Source organism: Morganella psychrotolerans, assembly GCF_001676055.1.
Classification (GTDB): Bacteria; Pseudomonadota; Gammaproteobacteria; order Enterobacterales; family Enterobacteriaceae; genus Morganella; species Morganella psychrotolerans_B.
In genome coordinates this window covers 229,923-253,394 of sequence record NZ_LZEX01000012.1, presented here as the reverse complement: position 1 = coordinate 253,394, position 23,472 = coordinate 229,923, and the positions used below count along the sequence as shown (strand labels likewise).

Below are 23,472 nucleotides of genomic sequence, written 5' to 3'. Positions count from 1 at the left end.
TTATTAAAAACTGTTCGGCGGTGGTGCCAAAACTTCCCGGTTTCCGTTATGGCCCGGTTCACTGACAATCGACTGCGCTTCCATCTGTTCGACAATTCGTGCCGCGCGATTATACCCGATACGGAACTGGCGCTGCACGCCGGAAATAGAAACACGGCGTTTTTCGGTGACAAATTGTACCGCCTGATCAAACAACGGATCCAGCTCTTCATCGCTGTCTGCTCCGCCGCCCTCGCTGTCATCTCCCCCGCGGGTAATATTATCGATATATTCAGGGCGGCACGTGCTTTCCAGTCATTAACCACCGCATGCACTTCCTGGTCACGGACAAACGCGCCATGTACCCGCAGCGGTGCGTTCGCGCCCTGCGGCAGATAGAGCATGTCCCCGTTACCCAGTAATGATTCCGCGCCGCTCTGGTCAAGAATGGTACGTGAGTCAATTTTACTGGAAACCGTAAATGCAATTCGCGTCGGGATATTGGCTTTGATAAGCCCTGTGATGACATCCACAGACGGACGCTGTGTTGCCAGCACCAGGTGGATCCCCGCAGCACGCGCTTTCTGTGCCAGACGGGCAATATGTTCTTCCACTTTTTTCCCGGCAGTCATCATCAGGTCAGCAAATTCATCCACCATCACCACAATGTACGGCTCTTTTTTCAGTACCGGATGAGTGATTTCCATGCTGTCTGTCGGCTTCCAGTGCGGATCCGGAATCGGGCGTCCCATGGATTCTGCCATGAGCACTTTTTCGTTGTAACCGGCAAGGTTACGCACCCCTAACGCAGACATCAGTTTATAGCGCCGTTCCATCTCTGCCACACACCAGTTCAGGGCATTGGCAGCATCTTTCATGTCTGTCACAACCTGAGTCAGCAGGTGAGGAATGCCTTCATAAACAGAGAGTTCCAGCATTTTCGGGTCAATCATAATAAAGCGGACATCTTCCGGTTTCGCTTTATATAAAATACTGATGATCATGGCGTTGACGCCGACGGATTTACCGGAGCCTGTTGTACCGGCGACCAGTAAGTGCGGCATTTTACCGAGATCAGCCACAACCGGCTGACCGGAGATATCTTTGCCCAGCACGATGGAGAGCGGCGACGGTGTATCACGGAATTCGTCGCAGTCCAGCACTTCCCGCAGATAAACGGTTTCGCGCTTTTCATTCGGCAATTCAAGCCCGACATACGGCTTGCCCGGAATCACCTCCACCACACGCACCGCCTCCGTGGACAACGAACGGGCAAGGTCACGGGACAGGTTAGAAATACGCGAGGCTTTTACGCCGGGCGCCAGATCCAGCTCAAAGCGGGTGATAACTGGTCCCGGTTCATAACCGACAACCTGCGCCTTGATACGGAAATCATTCAGCCGTGCTTCAATCAGGCGGGCGGTTTGCTCCATGGCAAATTCATCCACCGGTTCAAAGGTATCCGGCGGAGATGCCAGTAAATCCAGTGACGGCATCGGCGTGGTTGATTTCGGCAACGGCTGATCATTACGCACCAGGAACGGATGGAACAGACTCTCTTCCATCTGCTTTTGTAATTGTGTCTGCGGCGTGTCCGGCACCGTGTCCGGCATATAGTCAGTGACCGGCGAACTGACAACCGCAGGCTGAACAGGCTGCGGTGCGCTGTAAGACGGATAAACCGGAGCCGGTTCTGCGGCAGGAGCGGTTACCGGGGTCGGGATAAACAACGGCTCTGCCGGTTCTGAATCAATCAGGTCATCGACCGGAGACAGCGCTTTCAACTGCGCCAGATCAGATAAAATAGCATTTGCCTGACCACTGTAGCGCTGTTGCTGCATTGACAGGAATTCAGCCTGAAGACGCTGCGCTTCCCGCTCATCCTGTTCATTTTCTTCAACCGGCTCTTCCCGGGCCTGTAATATGCGGTTATCCGGCACTGATGAGGTTGCTGCAAACGAATGGTGGCTGACCGGCGCCTGATAAGCAGACGGAGCCGGTATAAAGGCGGAAGATGCCCCGGACGCACTCTCCGGTGACGGATGTGCAAGTGTTGCGGCTACAGCAGGTGTGTCATCTTCATCACCATAACGGGTGCGCTGCTGAGCCATAAATTCTTCATGCAGACGTGCGGTAAACGCATTATCTTCATCCGCTTGTATTTGTTCCTGTGCATCTTCACCGTGATGCTGCTGCGCAAATTCATCCTGTTCCTGACGCAGGCGATCCATCTCCGCCTCCCGCTGAGACGGAATACGGATACCATAAAGCTCGCGGCGGGTCGGAATACGCACCGGGTTCGGGCGGGGTAATTCGGGACCGATACCCTGTTTTACCTGGGTAAAACCAGAGGCAACAGCAGTAGCGGCAGTCATTGCAGCTGCATTATACACCCCGTGATTATCGTCATCCGACGGTTCCGGAAGATCAAATGTAAAGACCGGCTCTGTACGCCCGCTTTCCGCAAAATGGCTGTAAGGTGACGTGTCTGCCGGCTGATGCCATGACGGACGGACTGGTTCAGGCTCAGGTTCCGGTTCAATTTCCGGCAGCGAAATCGGTGCATTCAGATCCAGTGTTGTCCGGTACGCATCCGGCACGTCAAAATGATAGTGTACCGGTGTTTCAGGTTCAGGCTCTGCAGGCGCTATCTCTGTTTCAGTATCTGCAATGGTATTCATCAGTTCCGGTGTGGCTTGTACCGGGATTGTCAGTGCATCAGCCGGTTCAGAACGTACCAGTCGGCGGCAGTCGGCGCAGAAAACAGAACATCATCTTCATCTGCAATATCATTGTCGTAATAAACCGGTTCCTGTGCATTGCTTTGTGACGTAAATGCCGCCTCTGCTGTCAGCGCAGGCATTCCGGCTGATGGTAATTCCCGGCGGGATGTATCCGCGGTATTGTCGTCAACGTCATCAATATCGTCGTCATACTCATCATCATAAGCATCATCATCATCTTCATACTCATCATAACCGTCCTCATAGCGCTCACGGGATCGGTTGGTGATAAAGGTGACGGGAGACAGCACCGCCGCGCCGAGCTTTTCGGCGATGGTGACCCACGACCAGCCGGTCAGCAGCATCAGCCCGACAGACCACAGACACAGCAGAGCAAGCGTTGCGCCCAGTGCATTAAACCACGGCACCAGTGCCGTACTGAACAGACTGCCGATAACCCCGCCTGCCGCGAAGTTTTTCATGTCGTCCACATTCAGGGACGCCAGGGCGCAGGAGGAGAGAATTAACGCAAGCCCCCCGATGATACGCATCGAGAGTGAAAAGAAATCAACGTAGTCTTTGTTTTCGTTACTGCGAAAAGCCGACCAGCACCCCAGAACCATCAGCGGGGGAACGGTGTAGGCTAAAATGCCAAAGGCGGAAAAAAGAATATCAGCGAACCATGCCCCGATACTGCCGGCAAGGTTTTGCACCGGCTCATGCCAGGTGGTTTGTGACCAGCTCGGGTCTGACGGACTGAAGGATAAGAGAGCGACCAGCAAAAAGACGGCGCACAACCCGGTGACAATCAGAACGGCTTCCAGCAGCCAGCGGCCACTGCTGATTTTTTTAAATTTGATGTGTTTGTCTTCTGTATATTCCTGGCTCATGTCCATTCCGGCCCGCAAGGTCCGGTTTCCCTGTCAGTAAAACGGAACAACGCTGAGTATAGCTCAGCGTTGAAACTGTATGCATAAACAGGAGTGTACCTAATTTTATCCCGTTTTGCACATGACACAGGAAACAAATTAACGTGTCTTAATGACCAGACGGTTACTTTGTTTGACCTCTTCCATCACAACATAGGTGCGGGTATCGTTAACACCGGGCAGACGCAGAAGCGTTTCACCCAGAAGTTTACGATAAGCGGACATGTCCGGCACACGTGTTTTGAGCAGGTAATCGAAATCACCTGATACCAGATGGCACTCCTGAATCTCTTCCAGTTTCTGCACGGCGGTGTTGAACTGTTCAAACACATCCGGCGCACCACGGTTGAGGGTGATTTCCACGAAAACCAGCAGAGACGCATCTAAGTAGTGCGGATTCAGCAGCGCGGTATAGCCGGTGATAAATCCCTGACGCTCCAGACGGCGGACACGTTCCAGGCACGGGGTTGGTGATAAACCCACACGCTTGGAAAGTTCGACGTTAGAAATACGGCCATCTTTCTGCAATTCGTTCAGAATATTCCTGTCGATTCTGTCAAGATCTTTACCCGGACGCTTTTTGTTATCAATCATCTCGTTATCTCTCTTATTTTACTATTTTCCTACACCCATAACACTTCCCTTACCTGACGTAACAAAATCAGAACCGGAAAATATGCTCTCAGGCCAAGTCTTTGCATATCTAATTATGAAAAATGCGCAGCTGGCGCCAGCTACCAGGACATTCAGATTATTATCGCTATAGTCGTAAGCTGAAATTATCATGCTTCGTCATCAGTACAAATACATCATCAGTGTAATAATATGGATTAACCTGACGGATAAAAATCTCTTACATAGATGTTTTCGCAAATGCGCAGCCGATTGTCAAAGCAAATGAACAAAAATCAGAACAACCTGTCGATTAAAATTACAGAAAAACGTTTCGCTGACAAACAGGGCGTGCTTTTGGTGTGATATTCAAACAACTTAGGAATCTTCTGAATAATCACTTTCGCGTACAATCCCCTAAATAGCGACTCATTTACGGACAGTTTCAATTTTGTGCTCTGTTATTTTTATTCCTTCTTTATTGCTTTTTTTACCTTCCCGTTTCTCCTACAATCCTGTGCATGCTTTTTTGCCATTCTGTTAATGAGGTGTTCATGAGCGCGACCAGACACAGTAAGTTAATTATTCTGGGTTCCGGCCCTGCCGGTTATACCGCCGCCGTTTATGCGGCGCGTGCCAATTTAAACCCGGTACTTATCACCGGTGTGGAAGTCGGTGGTCAGTTGACCACCACCACTGAAGTGGAAAACTGGCCGGGTGACCCGGAAGGTTTAACCGGACCGGGTCTGATGGAACGCATGCAGGCGCACGCAGAAAAATTTGAAACTGAAATTATCAACGATTATATCAATTCTGTTGATTTCAGTCAGCGCCCGTTTACCCTGCGGGGCGACAGCGTAACTTACACCTGTGACGCGTTAATCATCGCCACAGGCGCATCTGCCCGTTATATCGGTCTGCCGTCCGAAGAGGCTTTTAAAGGCCGCGGCGTCTCCGCCTGTGCGACCTGTGACGGTTTTTTCTATCGCAATCAGAAAGTTGCAGTGGTCGGCGGCGGAAATACCGCTGTTGAGGAAGCGCTTTATCTCTCCAATATTGCCTCCGAAGTGCACCTGATTCACCGCCGCGACAGCTTCCGCGCAGAGAAAATTCTGATCAACCGTCTGATGGATAAAGTGAAAAACGGCAATATCGTTCTTCACACTGACAGCACCCTGGACGAAGTTCTGGGCGATAACTCAGGTGTGACCGGGGTTCGTCTGCGTGATACCGAAACCAATGCGACAGAAGATCTGACTGTGATGGGCTGCTTTATCGCGATTGGTCACAGCCCGAACACAGCGATTTTTGATGGTCAGCTGGATCTGGAAAACGGCTATATCCGTGTTCAGTCCGGTACTCATGGCAACGCAACCCAGACCTCTGTCGCCGGTATTTTTGCCGCCGGTGATGTGATGGATCATATCTACCGTCAGGCGATTACCTCTGCGGGAACCGGTTGCATGGCAGCACTGGATGCAGAGCGGTTTATTGACAGCCTCGCTGACAAATAATCCTGTTTTTTCAAGGCGCTATATCTGTAGCGCCTTTTCGTGTACCATGACATTACCCTGCTGATTTCAGCCTTTGTTTTACTTATCACCTGCATACAGACAAAATGGATAAATCAAGACAGTCAGAACTCGTCCGCTGGTTAAAATTACAGGCGGCTCCTGCACGGAAATGGTTACGCCTCTCTATGCTGCTGGGCGTATTCAGCGGCTTACTGATTATCGCTCAGGCCTGGTGTCTCGCGATCCTCCTTCAGTCACTCATTATGGAGCATGTTCCGCGTGAACAATTGCTCACCCCCTTTGCTATCCTGATCGCATTATTTGTTGTCCGCGCCATTGTCGCGGCAGTCCGTGAACGGGTCGGGTTTATCTGCGGGCAACTGGTGCGCCGCGATATCCGCCGGACAGTGCTGGATAAACTGGAGCAGCTCGGGCCGGTACGGGTGAAAGGCAAGCCTGCCGGAAGCTGGGCAACCATCATTCTTGAGCAGATTGATGATATGCAGGAGTATTATTCGCGTTACCTGCCACAGATGACCCTGTCAGCGACAATCCCGCTGCTTATCCTGATAACGCTCTTCCCGATCAACTGGGTGGCGGCGCTTATCCTGCTGGTCACCGCACCACTGATCCCGGTTTTTATGGCGCTGGTCGGATTGGGTGCGGCGGATGCCAACCGCCGTAACTTTCAGGCGCTGAGCCGTCTGAGCGGAGATTTTCTCGATCGCCTGCGCGGGCTGGAAACTATCCGCTTTTTCCATCGCGGACGCGAGGAAGTCAGACAGATTGACAATGCAACCGAAGATTTCCGTTCGCGCACCATGGAAGTGCTGCGCATGGCATTTCTCTCCTCCGCGGTTCTCGAATTTTTTGCTGCCATTTCAATTGCGGTGGTTGCCGTTTATTTCGGTTTCTCCTACCTCGGCGAATTGAATTTCGGCAGTTACGGTCTGCCGGTCACCCTGTTCGCCGGGTTTATCGCCCTGATTCTGGCGCCTGAATTTTTCCAGCCTCTGCGTGACCTCGGCACCTATTATCACGCCAAAGCGCAGGCTGTCGGTGCGGCCGAATCGCTGGTCACACTGCTGAGTGCCGGTGATGAACCGGAAGATGCGCCCGGTGCGGTCCCGCTGACACCCGCGGAACAGATTGCGGTTACCGCAACCGATCTGGTCATTTATGCCCCGTCAGGGGTAAAACTGGCCGGTCCGCTCAATTTCACCCTGAATGCCGGGCAGCGTATCGCACTGGTCGGACAGAGCGGCGCGGGGAAAAGCTCCCTGCTTAATCTGCTGCTGGGATTTCTGCCTTATGACGGCAGCATAAAAATAAATCAGCAGGAACTGCGGGATATTTTACCGGAGAGCTGGCGCGCGCAGCTCAGTTGGGTCGGGCAAAATCCGCACTTGCCGGAGCAGACTATCCTGGACAATATCCGCCTGAGCCGCCCGTCGGCATCACGCGCAGAAATTGAATCGGTGATGGAAAAAGCCTATGTCAGCGATTTTATCCATTTGCTGCCCGATGGTGTTGATACCGTCGTCGGTGACAGCGCCGCACGGCTGTCTGTGGGACAGGCTCAGCGTATTGCCGTTGCCCGCGCCCTGCTGAACCCGTGCCATCTGCTGCTGCTCGATGAACCTTCAGCCAGCCTGGATGCACACAGTGAAGAGCGGGTGATGAGCGCACTGAATGATGCCGCCCGCCATCAGAGCACGCTGCTGGTCACTCACCTGCTGGAAGAAACGCGCGATTACGATGAGATCTGGGTGATGGAAAAAGGATTGATTATTGAGCAGGGAACCTATGCCTCCCTGCAACAGCAACAGGGCACCTTTGCGCAGTTGCTGTCACACCGGACGGGGGATCTGTAATATGCGTGTTTTACTGCCGTATTTAGCCCTTTACCGCCGCCACTGGTTTTTACTGTCTCTCGGTATTGTGCTGGCGATTGCCACGCTGCTTGCCAGTATCGGGCTGCTGACACTCTCCGGTTGGTTCCTGGCGGGCACTGCCATCGCCGGTATCCCCGGGATCACCTTTTTCAACTACATGTTACCGGCAGCCGGTGTGCGCGGTGCCGCGATTTCCCGTACTGCCGGGCGCTATGCCGAGCGGCTGGTCAGTCACAGCGCGACGTTCCGTGTTCTCAAACATCTGCGCGTATTTGCCTTTGAAAAAATTCTGCCGCTGACACCGGGCGGAATAGCCCGTTTCCGTCAGGGCGAACTGCTCAACCGGCTGGTCGGCGATGTTGAAACGCTCGATCACCTCTATCTGCGCGTCATTTCGCCGATCGTCTCCGCGCTGGTGGTCATTGCTGTTCTGACATTCGGGCTCGGGTTTCTGGATCAGAACCTCGCATATGTGCTGGGCGGGTTTATGACCTTCCTGCTGTTTGCACTGCCGGTGGTGTTTTACCGCGCCGGAAAGCCTATCGGTATTCAACTGACCAATTTACGGGCGCAATATCGCACCCTGCTTACCAGCGCCTTACAGGGCCAGGCGGAACTGACTGTTTTTGGTGCACAGCACCGTTTCCGTGACCAGCTTGCAGAAATTGAACAGCGCTGGCTGATACAGCAACAGCGCCAGGCCGGTCTTACCGGGATGTCACAGGCGGTTATTATTTTAGCCACCGGATTTGCGGTTGCGCTGATGCTGTGGCTTGCCTCCGGTATTCAGTGGCCGTACCGCGAAAGCGGTGCCATTATCGCGCTGTTTGTTTTCTGTGCCCTTGCGGCATTTGAAGCCCTCGGTCCGGTTGCGGTGGCATTCCAGCATCTGGGTCAGGTGATGACCTCGGCTGAACGGGTTTCGCAGATTGTGGATACCAAGCCGGAAGTGACCTTCCCGGACAGCGGACCGGCTGCGGCAGATAACGTCAGTCTGACACTCAGCGGCATCGGATTTACCTATCCGGGACAGCCGTTGCCGGTATTGCAGAATGTCTCTCTGACACTGCGTGCGGGTGAACATATTGCGCTGCTGGGAAAAACCGGCTGCGGGAAATCCACGTTATTACAGTTAATTACCCGCGCATGGGATGTCTCTGAGGGCGAAATCCGCATCAACGATAAGCCGGTTGCGGAGTATGATGAGCAGACACTGCGCTCACTGATGGCAGTCGTACCGCAACGTATTCATGTGTTCAATAATACGCTGCGGGCAAACCTGCATATCGGTGATAACCGGGCAACAGACACGCAACTGAATGCGGTACTGTCACAGGTCGGGCTGGATAATCTGCTGGAAAATGACCAGGGACTGAACGGCTGGTTAGGTGAAGGCGGTCGTCAGTTGTCCGGTGGTGAACAGCGCCGTCTGGGCATTGCCCGGGCATTGCTGCATAATGCGCCGTTCCTGCTGCTCGATGAACCGACTGAAGGGCTGGATGCTGATACCGAACAACATATCCTCGCCTTATTACGGGAAGTCGGACGTAACCGGACGATGTTAATCATCACCCACCGTTTACAGGGCCTGGAACACATGGACACGCTCTGTGTGATGGACGATGGGCAAATAGCCGAACAAGGTACCCACGACGCGCTGCTGGCGCGCAGAGGGCGTTATTACCAGTTTGTGAACCGTCTGCCGGCTGTCACCGGGGCAATCTGATGGCGTTTTATCAGTCAGAGGATGATAATCTGGTGTTTCCACCGGTAAGCAGTGCGCTGACAGATCCGAACGGATTGCTGGCAAGCGGCGGGACACTCTCTCCCGCCCGGTTGTTGCTGGCATACCGGGAAGGTATCTTTCCCTGGTACTCCCCGGGTGAGCCGGTTCTGTGGTGGTCACCGGATCCGCGGGCAGTATTGTTCCCGGAAGATCTGCATGTCAGTCATTCTTTGCGAAAAATTCTGAAAAAACATCCTTACCGGGTGACACTGAATCAGGCGTTCGATCAGGTCATCAGCGCTTGTACCGTGCGGGATGAGGGCACCTGGATAGGACCTGATATTATTGCCGCCTATAACCGGCTGCATCAGGCAGGACGTGCTCATTCTGTCGAAGTGTGGGATGATAGCGCGCTGGTCGGCGGGCTGTATGGTCTGAATGTCGGATCTGTCTTTTGTGGCGAGTCAATGTTCAGCCGTGTCAGTAACGGATCCAAGATTGCGTTTATGACATTCTCTGCCCATTTTACCGGCTATGGCGGTACGTTATTTGATTGTCAGGTACTGAATGATTACACAAAATCGTTCGGTGCCTGTGAAATTGAGCGCCGTGAATTTATCCGGTTGCTTTATCAGCGGCGTGACATGCATTTACCACAAGAATGCTGGCAGCCACAGACTTTACACAGGAAATGATAGGATTTCGCCTGTTTTGCGTCTTAAAAACAGTGCTTAAAAAATATCATTCCTTTACATAATCCCGGTTTTTCGGCATTATCTTGCCGTTTAGAAATACTGGTTATTAACATTAGAGGATTAGATGGCCAAAGAAGATAATATTGAAATGCAAGGCACCGTGTTAGATACACTGCCAAACACAATGTTCCGGGTGGAACTGGAAAACGGACACGTTGTGACTGCACATATCTCCGGGAAAATGCGTAAAAACTATATCCGCATCCTGACAGGCGACAAGGTTACAGTAGAACTGACCCCATATGACCTGACCAAAGGCCGTATCATCTTCCGTAGCCGCTAGTATCCCTGCAGACCAAGCCTCATAAAAAGACACCACAGGCAACGCACTGAATGTGCGCGTCCTGTGGTGATCATTTTTATAGCTGTTGTCCGGCTGTCAGGCGACCGGATCGCCGGAGCGCTCTTTCTGTGCGCTGAAGCGGTATGTCAGATCGTCTTTCTTCGTATCAAGATCGATAATCACTGATCCGCCACTGACCAGCTCACCAAACAAGAGCTCGTTCGCCAGCGGCTTTTTCAGTTTATCCTGAATAAGACGCGCCATCGGACGTGCACCCATTGCCGGATCATACCCTTTCTCTGCAAGCCAGCTACGGGCGCGGGCTGAGACTTCAATCGAAACCCCTTTCGCATCCAGCTGTGCCTGCAACTCAACAATAAACTTATCCACCACCTGAGCAATTACCGGTTTAGACAGTGCGTTAAACCAGATAATACCGTCAAGACGGTTACGGAACTCCGGTGTGAATACCCGTTTAATTTCCGCCATGGCGTCAGTGCTGTTGTCCTGCTCGGTAAACCCGATGGATTTACGCTGCGTTTCACGCACACCTGCGTTGGTGGTCATCACGAGGATAACATTGCGGAAATCCGCTTTGCGTCCGTTGTTGTCTGTCAGTGTTCCGTTGTCCATCACCTGCAATAACAGGTTAAAGACATCCGGGTGCGCTTTTTCGATTTCATCAAGCAACACAACAGAGTGCGGATTTTTGATAACCGAGTCAGTCAGCAACCCGCCCTGATCAAAACCGACATAGCCCGGAGGCGCACCGATCAGACGGCTGACCGTGTGACGCTCCATATATTCGGACATATCAAAGCGCAGCAGCTTAATGCCCATGGCTTTTGATAACTGAACAGTTACCTCAGTTTTACCGACACCTGTCGGTCCCGCCAGCAAAAATGCCCCGATAGGTTTCTGTTCGCTGCCCAGACCCGCACGGCTCATTTTGATGGACTCCGCAAGCGCATCAACCGCATCATCCTGCCCGAAGACCAGCATTTTCAGGCGGCTGTCGAGCTGGCGCAGCAGATCTTTATCACTACTGGAAACCGTTTTTTCCGGAATACGGGCAATACGCGCCACAATCGCTTCAATTTCACCGACACCGATGGTTTTCTTGCGACGACTTTGCGGCATCAGGCGGGTGCGGGCACCGGCCTCATCAATCACATCAATGGCTTTGTCCGGAAGATGACGGTCAGTGATATATTTCACCGACAGATCAACCGCTGCCTGAACCGCTTTCGCCGTGTAACGGACATCATGGTGCTCTTCGTATTTCGCTTTCAGCCCGTTGATAATCCGCACCGTTTCATCGGCAGTGGGTTCATTAATATCAATTTTCTGGAAGCGACGGGTCAGCGCTTTATCTTTATCAAAGATATTGCTGAACTCCTGATACGTCGTGGAGCCTATTACCCTGATTTTTCCGCCGGATAACAGCGGTTTAATCAGATTTGCAGCATCCACCTGCCCGCCGGACGCCGCACCTGCGCCGATGATAGTGTGAATTTCATCGATAAACAGAATGCTTTTGTCATTCTTTTCCAGCTCTTTGAGCAGGGCTTTAAACCGCTTTTCAAAATCACCGCGGTATTTGGTGCCCGCCAGCAGTGAGCCGATATCCAGCGAATAAATGGTATAGCCGCTGATAACGTCCGGCACATCATTTTGCTCAATACGCCACGCCAGACCTTCCGCAATGGCCGTTTTACCGACACCGGATTCCCCGACAAACAGCGGGTTATTTTTACGGCGGCGGCACAATACCTGAATAGTGCGCTCCAGTTCAGCCTGACGACCAATCAGCGGGTCAATCTGCCCTTTACGCGCAAGCTCATTAAGATTGGCAGTGAAATTATCCAGATTATCATCACCGCTGCTGCTCTCTTCGCTCTGAGATTGTGAAGAGCCGTCAAATGACGGTCCGGGTTCATTATCTTCTTCGCCTTTGGCGGTGCCGTGGGAAATGAAATTCACTATGTCCAGACGGCTTACATCATGTTTTCGCAGCAGATAGGCGCCCTGAGACTCCTGTTCACTGAATATCGCGACCAGAACATTTGCGCCATTGACTTCATTACGTCCGGATGACTGAACATGAAAAACAGCCCGCTGTAAAACACGCTGAAAGCTCAGCGTCGGCTGGGTTTCGCGCTCATCCCCTTCCGGCAGCAGCGGCGTGGTTTGTTCAATGAAATGCTCAAGTTCCTGACGCAGGACGGCCAGGTTCACGCGACAGGCTTCGAGTGCCTCGCGGGCTGATTTGTTACCTAATAATGCCAGCAGCAGGTGCTCTACGGTCATAAATTCATGCCGGTTGTCCCTTGCTTTGGCAAAGGCGATATTCAGACTAAGCTCTAATTCTTGATTGAGCATAAGCACCTCCATTTTGAGAAATAAATTGTGTCTTTACACCTTCTCTGACGTACACAATAACGGATGATCGTTATCTTTTGCATAGGTATTAACAAGCAATGTTTTCATCTCTGCAATTTCCGCAGTGAATACCCCGCAGATCCCTTTTCCCTGATAATGGATGTCCAACATGATCTGCGTAGCCCGGTCTACATTATAAGAGAAGAATTTTTGCAAAACTTCAACCACAAAGTCCATAGGGGTATAGTCATCGTTATTTAACACCACCTGATACATTGCCGGTGGCTGTACCTTTTGCAGCTCTTTCTCCCTGAGCGTGACATCCGTTTGTGACTCTGATTGATAGTGACTCATTATTATTCCAGTTATAAAAGCGTACGCCTATTGAGCGTATTTATACTTGCCGTTGTCTGTATCAAATTTTACTGATCAAGCCGGTCTGTCGTTAACAAAGACTTGACGTTACCGTTAAATCCAATAGAGTATAAATAATGTACAATGTTATTAGTGAATCCACTTACTATTAATGTAGTGTTAATGGCTATTATGGATCATATTGTGCATTGTGCAGCATTTTTCAATCGTTTGACAGATGAGGGTTATAACAGTATGGAAACGGGTACTGTTAAGTGGTTCAACAACACCAAGGGTTTCGGGTTTGTTTGTCCGTCAGGGGGCGGTGATGATATTTTTGTTCACTACTCGACAATACAGATGGATGGCTACCGCACGCTGAAAGCCGGTCAGAAAGTGAATTATACCACCACACCCGGACCGAAAGGTCTTCACGTCAGTGTGATTACCCCGGTCACAGAAGATGATGATACTTCTGCGTAACAGCCCGGAAATCTATACCCGACGTCATTCAGGATGCAGGCAGGCGGCGGCTAACGCACCTGCAGTTTGAATGAATAAGGGTATACCGGATATGTAACCGGAACGCCGCGCCCATGTCAATCGTCATTGCGCGACGTATCCTGTGGTTTTCCTGATACTGTGCCGCTATTCGCGCGCCAGTGCGTCTATCGGGTCCAGTTTTGCCGCATTTCGTGCAGGTAAAAAGCCAAACACGATGCCGATGGCGGTAGAACACAGTACCGCACTGATAATCGCCAGCGGGCGGAAGACAAATTCCCAGTCCGGCAGTGCCATTTTGGCCGCGAATGCAATGGAGTAAGATAATCCCAGCCCGATTGCCCCGCCCATCAGGCAGACCAATACCGCTTCAATCAGAAACTGCTGCATCACATCCCCCGCCCGCGCACCGACCGCCATACGTATCCCGATTTCACGCGTGCGCTCTGTGACACTGACCAGCATGATATTCATCACACCTATCCCGCCGACAACCAGCGAAATCACTGCCACCAGCGTCAGAAAGAGCTGCATGGTGGTCGTGGTTTTATCCACGGTTTTCACAATACTGTCCAGATTATAGGTAAATGTGTCTTTTTTACCGTGGCGCAGCGTCATCAGACGAACCAGTTGCTCTTCCGCATTTTTGGTGTTGTAACCGTCACGGATACGCACGGAGATCATATCAAGATAACTGCGCTGCATCAGCCGGCTGGTCAGTGTGGTGTACGGCATCCAGACCTGTAAGGTTTTGGAGTTACCAAACATGGACTTGCGATCAGCAACGACCCCGACAATGGTCGCGGGCATATTTCCCGCAAGCAGCGTTTCACCAATCACATTTTTCTGGTGCGGAAACAGTTTGCGTTTGGTATTCATGTCAATGATGACAACCTGTGAGCGCCGCTCATACATATCCGGCGAAAATGCACGACCTTCGCCGAAACGCATATCATAAACAGTGAAAAAGTCAGGTCCGATCCCCGTCACCCGTGCGGCTGAGTCCAGATTCCCGCGGCGCAGACGCGCACCATTCTCAATTTCGGCTGATGCCGCATAAACATAGGGCTGGCGGCGGATAACATCCACATCAGCCGCTTTAAGGGATTGCTGATCCTGACCCGGATCACTGCCGAAATCTTTCCCCGGATAGACAAAGATCGTATTGGTACCGATGGATTTAATGTCTGACAGCACCAGCGCTTTGGCCGCATCACCAATTACCAGGATTGTCACAACCGAGGCGATGCCGATAATAATGCCCAGCATAGTAAGCAGCGTGCGCATTTTGTTCACAACCATCGCCCGCCACGCCATCAGCAGCGCTTCATTAAAGCGCCCGAAAAAACGGCTGATTGCACTGCTTTTGTGCGGCGGTTTTGCATTCAGATTTTTTGCACCCGGATTGATTACCGATCCGCTGTCGCTGAGTATATGCCCGTCTTTGATTTCAACAATTCTTGCCGCCTGTGCGGCTATCAGCGGATCGTGAGTCACAATAATAACCGTATGCCCCCGGTCACAGAGCTGACGCAAAATAGCCATCACTTCTTTGCCTGACTGGCTGTCAAGTGCGCCGGTGGGTTCATCGGCAAGGATAACTTCCCCGCCGTTCATCAGCGCACGGGCAATACTGACGCGCTGCTGCTGCCCGCCGGAGAGCTGTCCCGGACGATAAATCAGCCGGTCACCCAGTCCGAGACGCTGTAACAGCTCTGCGGCACGGCTGCGCCGCTCACGGGCACTCAGCCCGGCATACACCGCCGGCATTTCCACATTTTGCTCAGCACTGAGGTGAGATAACAGGTGGTAGCGCTGAAAGATAAAGCCGAAGTGCTCACGGCGCAGTGCCGCCAGTTCATCCCCGCTCAGTTCCGCCGTGTTTTTTCCCGCAACATAATACTGTCCGTCACTCGGCGTATCCAGACAGCCGAGAATATTCATCAGGGTGGATTTGCCCGAGCCGGACTGCCCGATAATCGCCACCATTTCGCCTGCGTTGATCGTCAGGGATACATCATCCAGCACCGTAACACTGCTGTCACCGGACGGATAACGGCGGAAAATATTCCGCAGTTCTAATAGCGCGCTCATGAATTATTCCGACCCGCCGTCATCAATACCGGTGATAACCTGATCCTGTTCTGTCAGCCCTTTGGTTACCTCCGCTTCCACATCATTACGGGTACCGAGTGTTACCTGCCGGGTTTGTGGCTGACCATCAACCAGCACTTCAACCTCATACTCTGTCGCCGAGATATCTTTGCCGAGTGCCGCCAGCGGAATTTTCAGCACATTTTCACGGTTTTCCAGTGCGATAGTGACCTGTGCTGTCATATCCAGCTTCAGGATATGTTGCGGATTAGGAACTTCAAAGCGGGCATAATAGAAAATAGCATCATTGATTTTTTGTGGCTTGGGCAGGATATCGGTAATGGTGCCGCTGAATGATTTATCCGGCGCACCCAGCACGCTGAACGTGGCTTTCTGCCCGGTTTTCAGATACACCACATCCGCTTCAGAGACTTCTGCGTTCACCAGCATGGTATCAAGATCGGCCAGTGACAAAATAGTCGGCGCCTGCTGCATGGCGATCACGGTCTGCCCCTGAAGGGTTTTCAGCTCAGTGACCACACCGTCCATCGGGGCGCGGATATTGGTATACTGCAAATCATTACGGGCGCTATCCAGTGTTGCCTGATTGCGGGCGACCTGTGCTTTACCTGTATCGATCGCTGCAAGCTGCACATCCATATTGCGCCGCGCCTCATCCACATCCTGCTTTGAGATAACCTGGGTTTTTGACAGTGCCAGGCGCCGCTCATAAGTGGCTTTAGCAAATACATACTCCGCCTGAGCCTGTTTCAGTCTTGCCCTGTTTTCATTGACTGTCTGTTCGGCCTCAATGACCACGTTCTGCGCTTTGACGGGGTCAATCACCGCCAGAAGTTCGCCTTTCTTAACAACATCCCCTTCTTTCACATTAAGGGTCTGTAACTGTCCGTTGACCTGCGCACCCACATCCACCTTTTGCAATGCATCCAGCTTGCCGGTCGCCATGACTTTTTTTTCTAACGTGCCGCGCTGTACCTGAGTGGTCATGTATCTGACCGGCGCATCTTCACGGGTAAAAAACCAGAAACCGCCGGCGATCACAAGGATCAGAAAACCGGCGGTCATTATTCTTTTTTTTGACACTATACGCATTTAACCTTTTATCCTTAGTTAGCACGCCCCCGGGCAAGCCACGCCACGCGGGAAAACATCTGACGCAACAGCAGAGGGATTGATTCCACTCCCCGCCCGGCGGCATTATTCGCCACCGCAATTGCAAGATCCGGTTTAGAGGCGCGATGAATCGCTTTGATGATTATCCGCCGCACCGGCATTCTGACATCTTCCGGAACGCCTGCAACCTGATGATATAAGCCGCTGAATCCGTTACGATATAAGAAATGCTCCATATCCGGTGCAGGCAGGCGGGTCAGTCTGTCCTGCTCCACATCATTAAGTTCGGATGAAAAATGCGTGGCTGTTGCCGCGTATTTCTTTCCGGCCTCATCACCGTCTACCAGCGTGTGCCATTCTATACCCATTTTGTTGGCAAACTTTAACAAAGGTTTAAGACCGCACTGGGCAAACTCAACGACTTTTATTCCTTCGGTCTCAAAATAGTAATGGCACTGTTTTGCCAGGTCGTTCATCAGCCAGATTTCGGTTTCCCCTTCCACCAGCAGCCAGCAGCGGGCAAACAGGGCAGACGGGCGGTTTATCCGGATATGAAAGGAGATACGGCGCAACTCTTCAGGCGAAAGATGATTCTCTCCGAGGCGATAAGCGGCAACCCGGTTGGACTTACGCACCAGGCGGCAGATATCGTGGATAGGCACAAGCGACAACAGCTCGCCGGAGTTGGTTGTGGTTATCCGTTGTAATGAGAACAGACTCAGCAGCCCCCACGCCACAGAGAGCATGATAGGGTGCAGCCGGGTTTCCGGATCTTCCACAATAATAATCGGTCTTGCATACGGGTCGAGTGTCAGCCCGCTGTTGGATTGCAGCAAAGCGGCAAACATCGCCAGAATAATCAGCCGCACATTGCGCTGATTCGGTCCGGCCACAACGCGGTTTATTCCTTCCAGCGCATGCCAGGCGCGCTGACGTGGCTCGATATTCAGCCGCTTCGCTTTACGGCGATCCAGCAGATATTCCCCTTCTTCGGCAAAATAGTGGCTGAGCAATTGTTTCATTGCCTCAAGTCCGTCCTGCAAGTCGTCATCGGATAATGCATGCGGATTATTGACCAGCGCCTGTGTCAGTTCCGCCATCTGCTCATTAAAAGCCTCAGCTCTGTCCTGAGTATCGCATTCACCTTCCCCGCAGGCAGGTACATTACATGTATCGTGTTTATGCATAAAACGGGCGTCACGCAGGCGCAACACAGGATAGAGCCGGATAATTTCGCGTATAAACGTATCCGCATTATCCAGCGGTAAAGGTTCGCCCTGCTCATCCAGAAAAGTCCGCTGACTGATGATCGTATTGTCATCCGCCAAATCAGCACTGACACGGTAATTTATCCGCTGGTATTCATCCCCGTTAGAGCGCCACAGCGGTGCCAAATCACGGAAACGGCGGGAGCGGGAACGGCCCGGGCGGTTTTCGCGGAAAACCAGGACTATCTGAAGATGGCGCACCGGCCCGTCTTCGCTGTCCGGTGAATGATAAAAATCCCCCGGTATAAATTGTGCGGCGGGTGCCTGCGGCGAGAGGGTCAATGTCAGCGCATCCAGTAAACTGGATTTGCCCCATGCATTTTCACCAATCAACACCGTGTTATTCGTCAGTGACAGTGACAGGCGGTTAATACCGCGAAAACCCAGAATTTCCACTCTTTCCAGAATCATTTCCCTTCTCCGTTTGTCTGATGCCGCCTGTATACCCTGATGAAACACGATTAATTAACGTGATACCATCAATGTAATAAAAAAAATTGGTTTTGACTTATACTAAACATGAAAACAGGGGGATACATAGCAATTATGGTGATAATAACGCTATAATCGCCCGATTTTTAAGCACTGTTTTTTAACGGAAGTGATACACATGTATTCTGGGTTATTAATTATTCTTGCTCCTCTTATCATCGGCTATCTCATCCCGGTCAGTAGTCAGCCACTTAAAAAGCTGATTAACCGCGGGCTGAGCGCAATGGTGTATGTGATTTTATTTCTGATGGGTATCAGTCTTGCGCTGGTTGAAAACCTGGGCTCAAATTTGCTGGTGATCGTGCAATATACCGCTGTTTTTACTGTATTTGTTCTGGGATTCAACCTGGCCGGTTTATTTTTATACGGCAAACAATACCCCTGGCAGGTGCCGGCACACAAGCAGCAAAAACCGCCTTCCCGCCTGCATATGGTACTGGAATCCCTGCAATTGTGCGGTGTGTTACTGGTTGGCTTTGCCGTAGGGTTATTCGGCTGGTCATTTCTCTCTTTTGCCGGTCAGGCCAGTGAATATGCGCTGATTTTCCTGCTGTTTCTGGTCGGGATCCAGCTTCGTAACAGCGGTATGACATTAAAGCAGATCCTGATAAACCGCCGCGGCATGCTGGTGTCCCTGATAGTTGCAGCAACATCTCTGGCGGGTGGCGCACTGGCGGCACTGCTTATTGGTCTGCCGCTGAAAACAGGCATGGCGCTCGCATCCGGCTTCGGCTGGTATTCGCTCTCCGGTATTTTACTGACCGATGCGTTTGGTCCGGTGCTCGGCAGTGTCGGCTTCTTTAACGACCTCGCGCGGGAAATTGCGGCGATCATGCTTATTCCGCTGCTGATTAACCGCCATCGTGCCGCTGCTCTCGGACTGGGCGGAGCCACAACCATGGACTTTACCCTGCCGGTGTTACAGCGCAGCGGCGGCGTGTCGATAGTCCCGGCGGCCATTGTTCACGGGTTTGTACTCAGTCTGTTTGCACCGGTGCTTATCGCACTGTTTACCTGATTAGCTGAAAAAGAGAGACTGCATGTCACAACAACGTATTTTAGTGCTCGGTGCCAGTGGTTATGTCGGGCAACATCTTGTCCCGCAACTGATTGCCGCCGGACATCAGATAACCGCTGCGGCACGCCGTGTTGAATGGATGCAGGCGCAGGGCTGGAAAAACACCCGCTGCTGTTATGCCGACCTGTATGATAAATCCACTCTTGAGCCGCTTTTTCAGGATATTGATGTGGTTTACTACCTCGTCCACAGCATGACGGACGAGGAAAATCTGCTGGAGCGCGAGCGCCTGGCGGCACAGAATGTGCAGGATATACTGAATAATTCCTCCGTGCGTGAGGTGATTTTCCTGAGCGCCATGCAGCACGGACACACAGACTCACCGCATCTTGCCGCCCGCAAACTGACCGGGGAGATCCTCGCAGACAGCCGGGTGCCGGTCACGGAAATCCGCGCCGCCATTATTGTCGGGCCGGGCTCCGCTGCATTCGAAATCATGCGTGACATGGTATATAACCTGCCGGTTCTGACCCCGCCGCGCTGGGCGCGATCCAAATCCTCCCCGATTGCACTGGAAAATCTGCTGGCGTACCTGACCGGTCTGCTCGCGCATCCTGCCGCTGATAACCGCCGCTTTGATGCCACCGGGCCACAATTCCTCAGTTATCTGGAGATGTTCCGCCATTTTATTGCCATCAGCGGTAAACGCCGGCTGATGATCCCGCTGCCTATTCCGCTGCGTCTTATTTCTGTTCATTTCCTGCGCCTGATAACCACGGTTCCTGAAGGCATAGCCAAAGAACTGATTATGGGGCTGAAATATGATTTACCGGGAGACGGACGCCCGCTGGAAGCGCTTATCCCGCAGACACTGCTCAGTTTTGATGATGCCGTGCGCAAAACCCTGAAAGATGAAGCCGATGCCGTGGATAATGAGGACTGGGGATATGACCCCGATGCCCGCGCCCGCTGGCGTCCCGGGTTTGGTTTTTATCCCAAACAGGCCGGTTTTACCCTGAATACACCGGCATCCGCAGAAGCACTGTGGCATGTTATTCAGCAAATCGGCGGCAAAGACGGCTATTTTTACGCCAATTTTTTATGGTCAGTCCGCGCCCGGCTCGATGATTTATGCGCAAATAAAGTGATTTACGGACGCCCGGCACGCGATACTCTGGAATTAGGGGATAAAATCGACGGCTGGAAAGTGATCACCCTGAAACCCGGTAAGCAACTCTCCCTGCTGTTCGGCATGAAAGCCCCCGGGCTGGGACGCCTGACCTTTACTATCCGCGACCACGGACACCAGCGCGAGCTGGATGTGCGCGCCTGGTGGCATCCGGCAGGGTTCAGCGGGCTGCTGTACTGGTTTGCCATGATGCCCGCGCATTTATTCATCTTTAAAGGAATGGCGAAATCTGTCATTAAACACTCGCAGGAGTATGCTCAGTCATGCTCTGCGGAGAAATGAGTTGTCCGGATAAGTATATTCACTTTCTTTTTAGTAATTTTTTATGCATAAATAATTGCATATTTATTCTTATGGCGTTAGTATCGTCTCATCATCACTGAGTATGCAGATTTATAGCATGAGTATTCAATTAAAAAACATAAATTGCTTTTACGGACAGCATCAGGCGCTGTTTGACATCAACCTGGAATGCCAACAGGGTGAAACCATGGTACTGCTCGGGCCGAGCGGTGCGGGCAAAAGTTCCCTGTTGCGGGTACTCAACCTGCTGGAAATGCCGCGTTCCGGTCAGCTGACCATTGCCGATCATCATTTTGATTTTGCCAAAGCACCGGCGGCAAAAGAGATCCGCGCCCTGCGCCAGAATGTCGGTATGGTCTTTCAGCAATATAATCTGTGGCCGCACCTGAGTGTCATGGATAACCTGACTGAAGCCCCGATCCGCGTGCTGGGTCTGACAAAAGAAGCGGCTCTTGCGAAAGCAGAAAAACTGCTCGCCCGTCTGCGTCTGACTGACTTTGCGATGCGTTTTCCGCTGCATTTATCCGGCGGACAGCAGCAGCGTGTGGCGATTGCCCGCGCCCTGATGATGGAGCCTCAGGTTTTGCTGTTTGATGAACCGACAGCAGCACTGGACCCGGAAATCACCTCGCAGGTGGTGGATATTATTAAAGAGCTTTCACAGACCGGGATTACCCAGGTCATTGTTACACACGAAGTGGATATCGCCCGTAAAACCGCGAGCAAAGTGGTGTATATGGAAAACGGCCGCATCGTGGAACAAGGCGGCGCACAGTGCTTCAGTGCACCGCAGACAGAGGCTTTTGCCGGTTATCTGTCACACTGATTTATTTTCTGCCACTGAATAATAAAATGGGATGTTGCTATGAAAAAACTGGTTATTGCTGCATTAATCGGCGCGTTTGCTTTTTCCGCCTCGGCGGCAGAAAAACAAAAAATCCGTTTCGCCACGGAAGCAAGCTATGCACCGTTTGAAACCGTAAATGAAAAAAATGAAATTGTCGGTTTTGATGTGGATCTGGCACAGGCCATGTGTGCGAAAATCAATGCGGAATGCACATTCACCAACCAGGCATTTGACAGCCTGATCCCGAGCCTGAAATACAAGCGTTTTGATGCGCTGATGGCGGGTATTGATGTCACCCCTGAGCGTCAGAAGCAGGTTGATTTCACTAATACCTACTATGATAACTCTGCGGTTTTCGTTGCAGTTGCAGGTAAATTTGATAGCATTGACGCCCTCAAAGGGAAACAGATTGGTATTCAGAACGGCACCACACATCAGAAATACCTGATGGAGCAGTTTAAGGACATGAAAATTGTACCTTATGACAGCTATCAGAATGCCGTGCTGGATATGAAAAATGGCCGTATCGATGCCGTCTTCGGTGATACTGCGGTTATCAATGAATGGCTGAAAAGCAACGATAATCTGAAAACTGTGGGTGAGCGCGTCACTGATCCGGAATACTTCGGAACGGGTCTTGCCATTGCTGTCCGTAAAGGCAACAGTGAGCTGAAAGACAGCCTCAACAAGGCACTTGGCGAGGTTAAAGCGGACGGAACGTACGATACCCTCTACAAGAAATGGTTTGAGTAATTACATATAAGAACTAATGGCTGATTTTCTCTCTTTATCAAGTGCCGCCGGGATAACCGTCGGCCTTGCTGTTTCTGCGCTCATCCTGGGGCTTATCCTCGCTATGCTGTTTACGGCATGGGAAACTGCGCGCCTGAAACCACTCGCCTTTATTGGCACCTGTCTTGTCACCCTGATCCGTGGTCTTCCTGAGCTGCTGGTTGTGCTGTTTGTGTATTACGGCACACTGGAAGTGATAATGCGCCTCGGTGATGGTATTGACCTCGGTTTATTCACTTTACAGGCTGATATTGAAAATTTTGATTATATACCGCTGTTCAGCGGGGTAATCGCGCTCTCCCTGCTCTATGCCTCTTATGCTTCACAAACACTGCGCGGCGCACTGAAAGCGGTGCCGGACGGGCAGAGGGAAGCAGGACAGGCACTGGGGCTGAGCCGCCCGGCTATCTTTTTCCGCTTTATTATGCCGCAGATGTGGCGTCATGCACTGCCGGGGCTGGGAAATCAGTGGCTGGTGCTGCTCAAAGATACCGCGCTGGTCTCACTCATCAGTGTTAATGACCTGATGCTTCAGACAAAAAGTATTGCCACCCGTACCCAGGAGCCCTTTACCTGGTATTGCATCGTGGCACTGATTTACCTCGCCATTACGCTGGTAAGCCAGTTTATCCTCAAACGCATTGAGCTCCATACCACGCGTTTTGAACGGAGCGCCATGTAA

At 51.8% G+C, this 23,472-nt stretch carries 17 protein-coding genes and 2 pseudogenes; 11 read left to right on the top strand and 8 right to left on the bottom strand.

Annotated elements, in window-relative coordinates; all coding sequences use genetic code 11:
• Positions 1 to 3 precede the first annotated feature (3 nt).
• The 3 genes and pseudogenes from AYY17_RS22715 to lrp all read right to left on the bottom strand — a co-directional run.
• Positions 4 to 1,649: pseudogene (locus AYY17_RS22715) on the bottom strand (DNA translocase FtsK); the annotation flags it as partial.
• 527 nt (positions 1,650 to 2,176) lie between these two features.
• Positions 2,177 to 3,547: pseudogene (locus AYY17_RS22710) on the bottom strand (DNA translocase FtsK 4TM domain-containing protein); the annotation flags it as partial.
• A 183-nt stretch (positions 3,548 to 3,730) separates the two neighbouring features.
• A complete protein-coding gene (lrp, locus tag AYY17_RS09665; protein WP_004235807.1) occupies positions 3,731 to 4,225 on the bottom strand; it encodes a leucine-responsive transcriptional regulator Lrp in 495 nt (164 codons plus the stop codon).
• 572 nt (positions 4,226 to 4,797) lie between these two features.
• Here lrp and trxB point away from each other — a divergent pair.
• The 5 genes from trxB to infA all read left to right on the top strand — a co-directional run bounded on the left by trxB (position 4,798) and on the right by infA (position 10,416).
• On the top strand, positions 4,798 to 5,757 hold the full coding sequence (gene trxB, locus AYY17_RS09660) for a thioredoxin-disulfide reductase (protein WP_067423296.1): 960 nt from the start codon (positions 4,798 to 4,800) through the stop codon (positions 5,755 to 5,757).
• A 104-nt stretch (positions 5,758 to 5,861) separates the two neighbouring features.
• A complete protein-coding gene (cydD, locus tag AYY17_RS09655) occupies positions 5,862 to 7,631 on the top strand; it encodes a heme ABC transporter permease/ATP-binding protein CydD (protein WP_067423294.1) in 1,770 nt (589 codons plus the stop codon).
• 1 nt (position 7,632) lies between these two features.
• A complete protein-coding gene (gene cydC / locus AYY17_RS09650; protein ID WP_067423291.1) occupies positions 7,633 to 9,378 on the top strand; it encodes a heme ABC transporter ATP-binding protein/permease CydC in 1,746 nt (581 codons plus the stop codon).
• On the top strand, positions 9,378 to 10,073 hold the full coding sequence (gene aat, locus AYY17_RS09645) for a leucyl/phenylalanyl-tRNA--protein transferase (protein ID WP_067423290.1): 696 nt from the start codon (positions 9,378 to 9,380) through the stop codon (positions 10,071 to 10,073). The genes cydC and aat overlap by 1 nt, the downstream gene beginning before the upstream one ends.
• Before the next feature lie 124 nt (positions 10,074 to 10,197).
• Entirely contained in the window at positions 10,198 to 10,416 is a 219-nt protein-coding gene (gene infA / locus AYY17_RS09640) for a translation initiation factor IF-1 (RefSeq protein WP_006813614.1), read from the top strand.
• A 96-nt stretch (positions 10,417 to 10,512) separates the two neighbouring features.
• Here the strand turns inward: infA and clpA are convergent, their stop codons facing one another.
• Both clpA and clpS read right to left on the bottom strand, forming a co-directional pair.
• The gene (clpA, locus tag AYY17_RS09635; RefSeq protein WP_067423543.1) at positions 10,513 to 12,798 is read right to left on the bottom strand and encodes an ATP-dependent Clp protease ATP-binding subunit ClpA; all 2,286 of its coding nucleotides are present in this window, start codon (positions 12,796 to 12,798) and stop codon (positions 10,513 to 10,515) included.
• A gap of 33 nt (positions 12,799 to 12,831) precedes the next feature.
• Positions 12,832 to 13,152, bottom strand: a complete 321-nt coding sequence (gene clpS / locus AYY17_RS09630; protein WP_067405187.1) for an ATP-dependent Clp protease adapter ClpS — start codon at positions 13,150 to 13,152, stop codon at positions 12,832 to 12,834.
• A 255-nt stretch (positions 13,153 to 13,407) separates the two neighbouring features.
• Between clpS and cspD the strand changes: the two genes are divergently transcribed.
• On the top strand, positions 13,408 to 13,635 hold the full coding sequence (cspD, locus tag AYY17_RS09625) for a cold shock domain-containing protein CspD (protein WP_067423541.1): 228 nt from the start codon (positions 13,408 to 13,410) through the stop codon (positions 13,633 to 13,635).
• Positions 13,636 to 13,800: 165 nt separating this feature from the next.
• On the opposite strand, the gene macB is transcribed toward cspD, so the two are convergent.
• The 3 genes from macB to AYY17_RS09610 are packed head-to-tail and all read right to left on the bottom strand — an operon-like array spanning position 13,801 to position 18,560.
• A complete protein-coding gene (macB, locus tag AYY17_RS09620; RefSeq protein ID WP_067423288.1) occupies positions 13,801 to 15,747 on the bottom strand; it encodes a macrolide ABC transporter ATP-binding protein/permease MacB in 1,947 nt (648 codons plus the stop codon).
• A gap of 3 nt (positions 15,748 to 15,750) precedes the next feature.
• The gene (macA, locus tag AYY17_RS09615) at positions 15,751 to 16,860 is read right to left on the bottom strand and encodes a macrolide transporter subunit MacA (RefSeq protein WP_067423286.1); all 1,110 of its coding nucleotides are present in this window, start codon (positions 16,858 to 16,860) and stop codon (positions 15,751 to 15,753) included.
• Positions 16,861 to 16,874: 14 nt separating this feature from the next.
• On the bottom strand, positions 16,875 to 18,560 hold the full coding sequence (locus AYY17_RS09610) for an ATP-dependent nuclease (protein WP_067423284.1): 1,686 nt from the start codon (positions 18,558 to 18,560) through the stop codon (positions 16,875 to 16,877).
• A gap of 199 nt (positions 18,561 to 18,759) precedes the next feature.
• Between AYY17_RS09610 and AYY17_RS09605 the strand changes: the two genes are divergently transcribed.
• The 5 genes from AYY17_RS09605 (at position 18,760) to artQ (ending at position 23,472) form a co-directional block, all read left to right on the top strand.
• Positions 18,760 to 19,659 (top strand): LysO family transporter, encoded by a 900-nt coding sequence (locus tag AYY17_RS09605; protein WP_067423281.1) that lies wholly within the window; start codon positions 18,760 to 18,762, stop codon positions 19,657 to 19,659.
• Positions 19,660 to 19,681: 22 nt separating this feature from the next.
• Positions 19,682 to 21,130, top strand: a complete 1,449-nt coding sequence (locus tag AYY17_RS09600) for a DUF2867 domain-containing protein (RefSeq protein ID WP_067423279.1) — start codon at positions 19,682 to 19,684, stop codon at positions 21,128 to 21,130.
• Between the two features lie 118 nt (positions 21,131 to 21,248).
• Entirely contained in the window at positions 21,249 to 21,977 is a 729-nt protein-coding gene (gene artP / locus AYY17_RS09595) for an arginine ABC transporter ATP-binding protein ArtP (RefSeq protein ID WP_067423277.1), read from the top strand.
• 39 nt (positions 21,978 to 22,016) lie between these two features.
• Positions 22,017 to 22,751: an arginine ABC transporter substrate-binding protein gene (gene artJ / locus AYY17_RS09590; protein ID WP_067423275.1), complete on the top strand. Its 735-nt coding sequence runs from the start codon at positions 22,017 to 22,019 to the stop codon at positions 22,749 to 22,751.
• A 16-nt stretch (positions 22,752 to 22,767) separates the two neighbouring features.
• Complete coding sequence (gene artQ / locus AYY17_RS09585; RefSeq protein ID WP_067423273.1) at positions 22,768 to 23,472, top strand: arginine ABC transporter permease ArtQ; 705 nt, start codon at positions 22,768 to 22,770, stop codon at positions 23,470 to 23,472.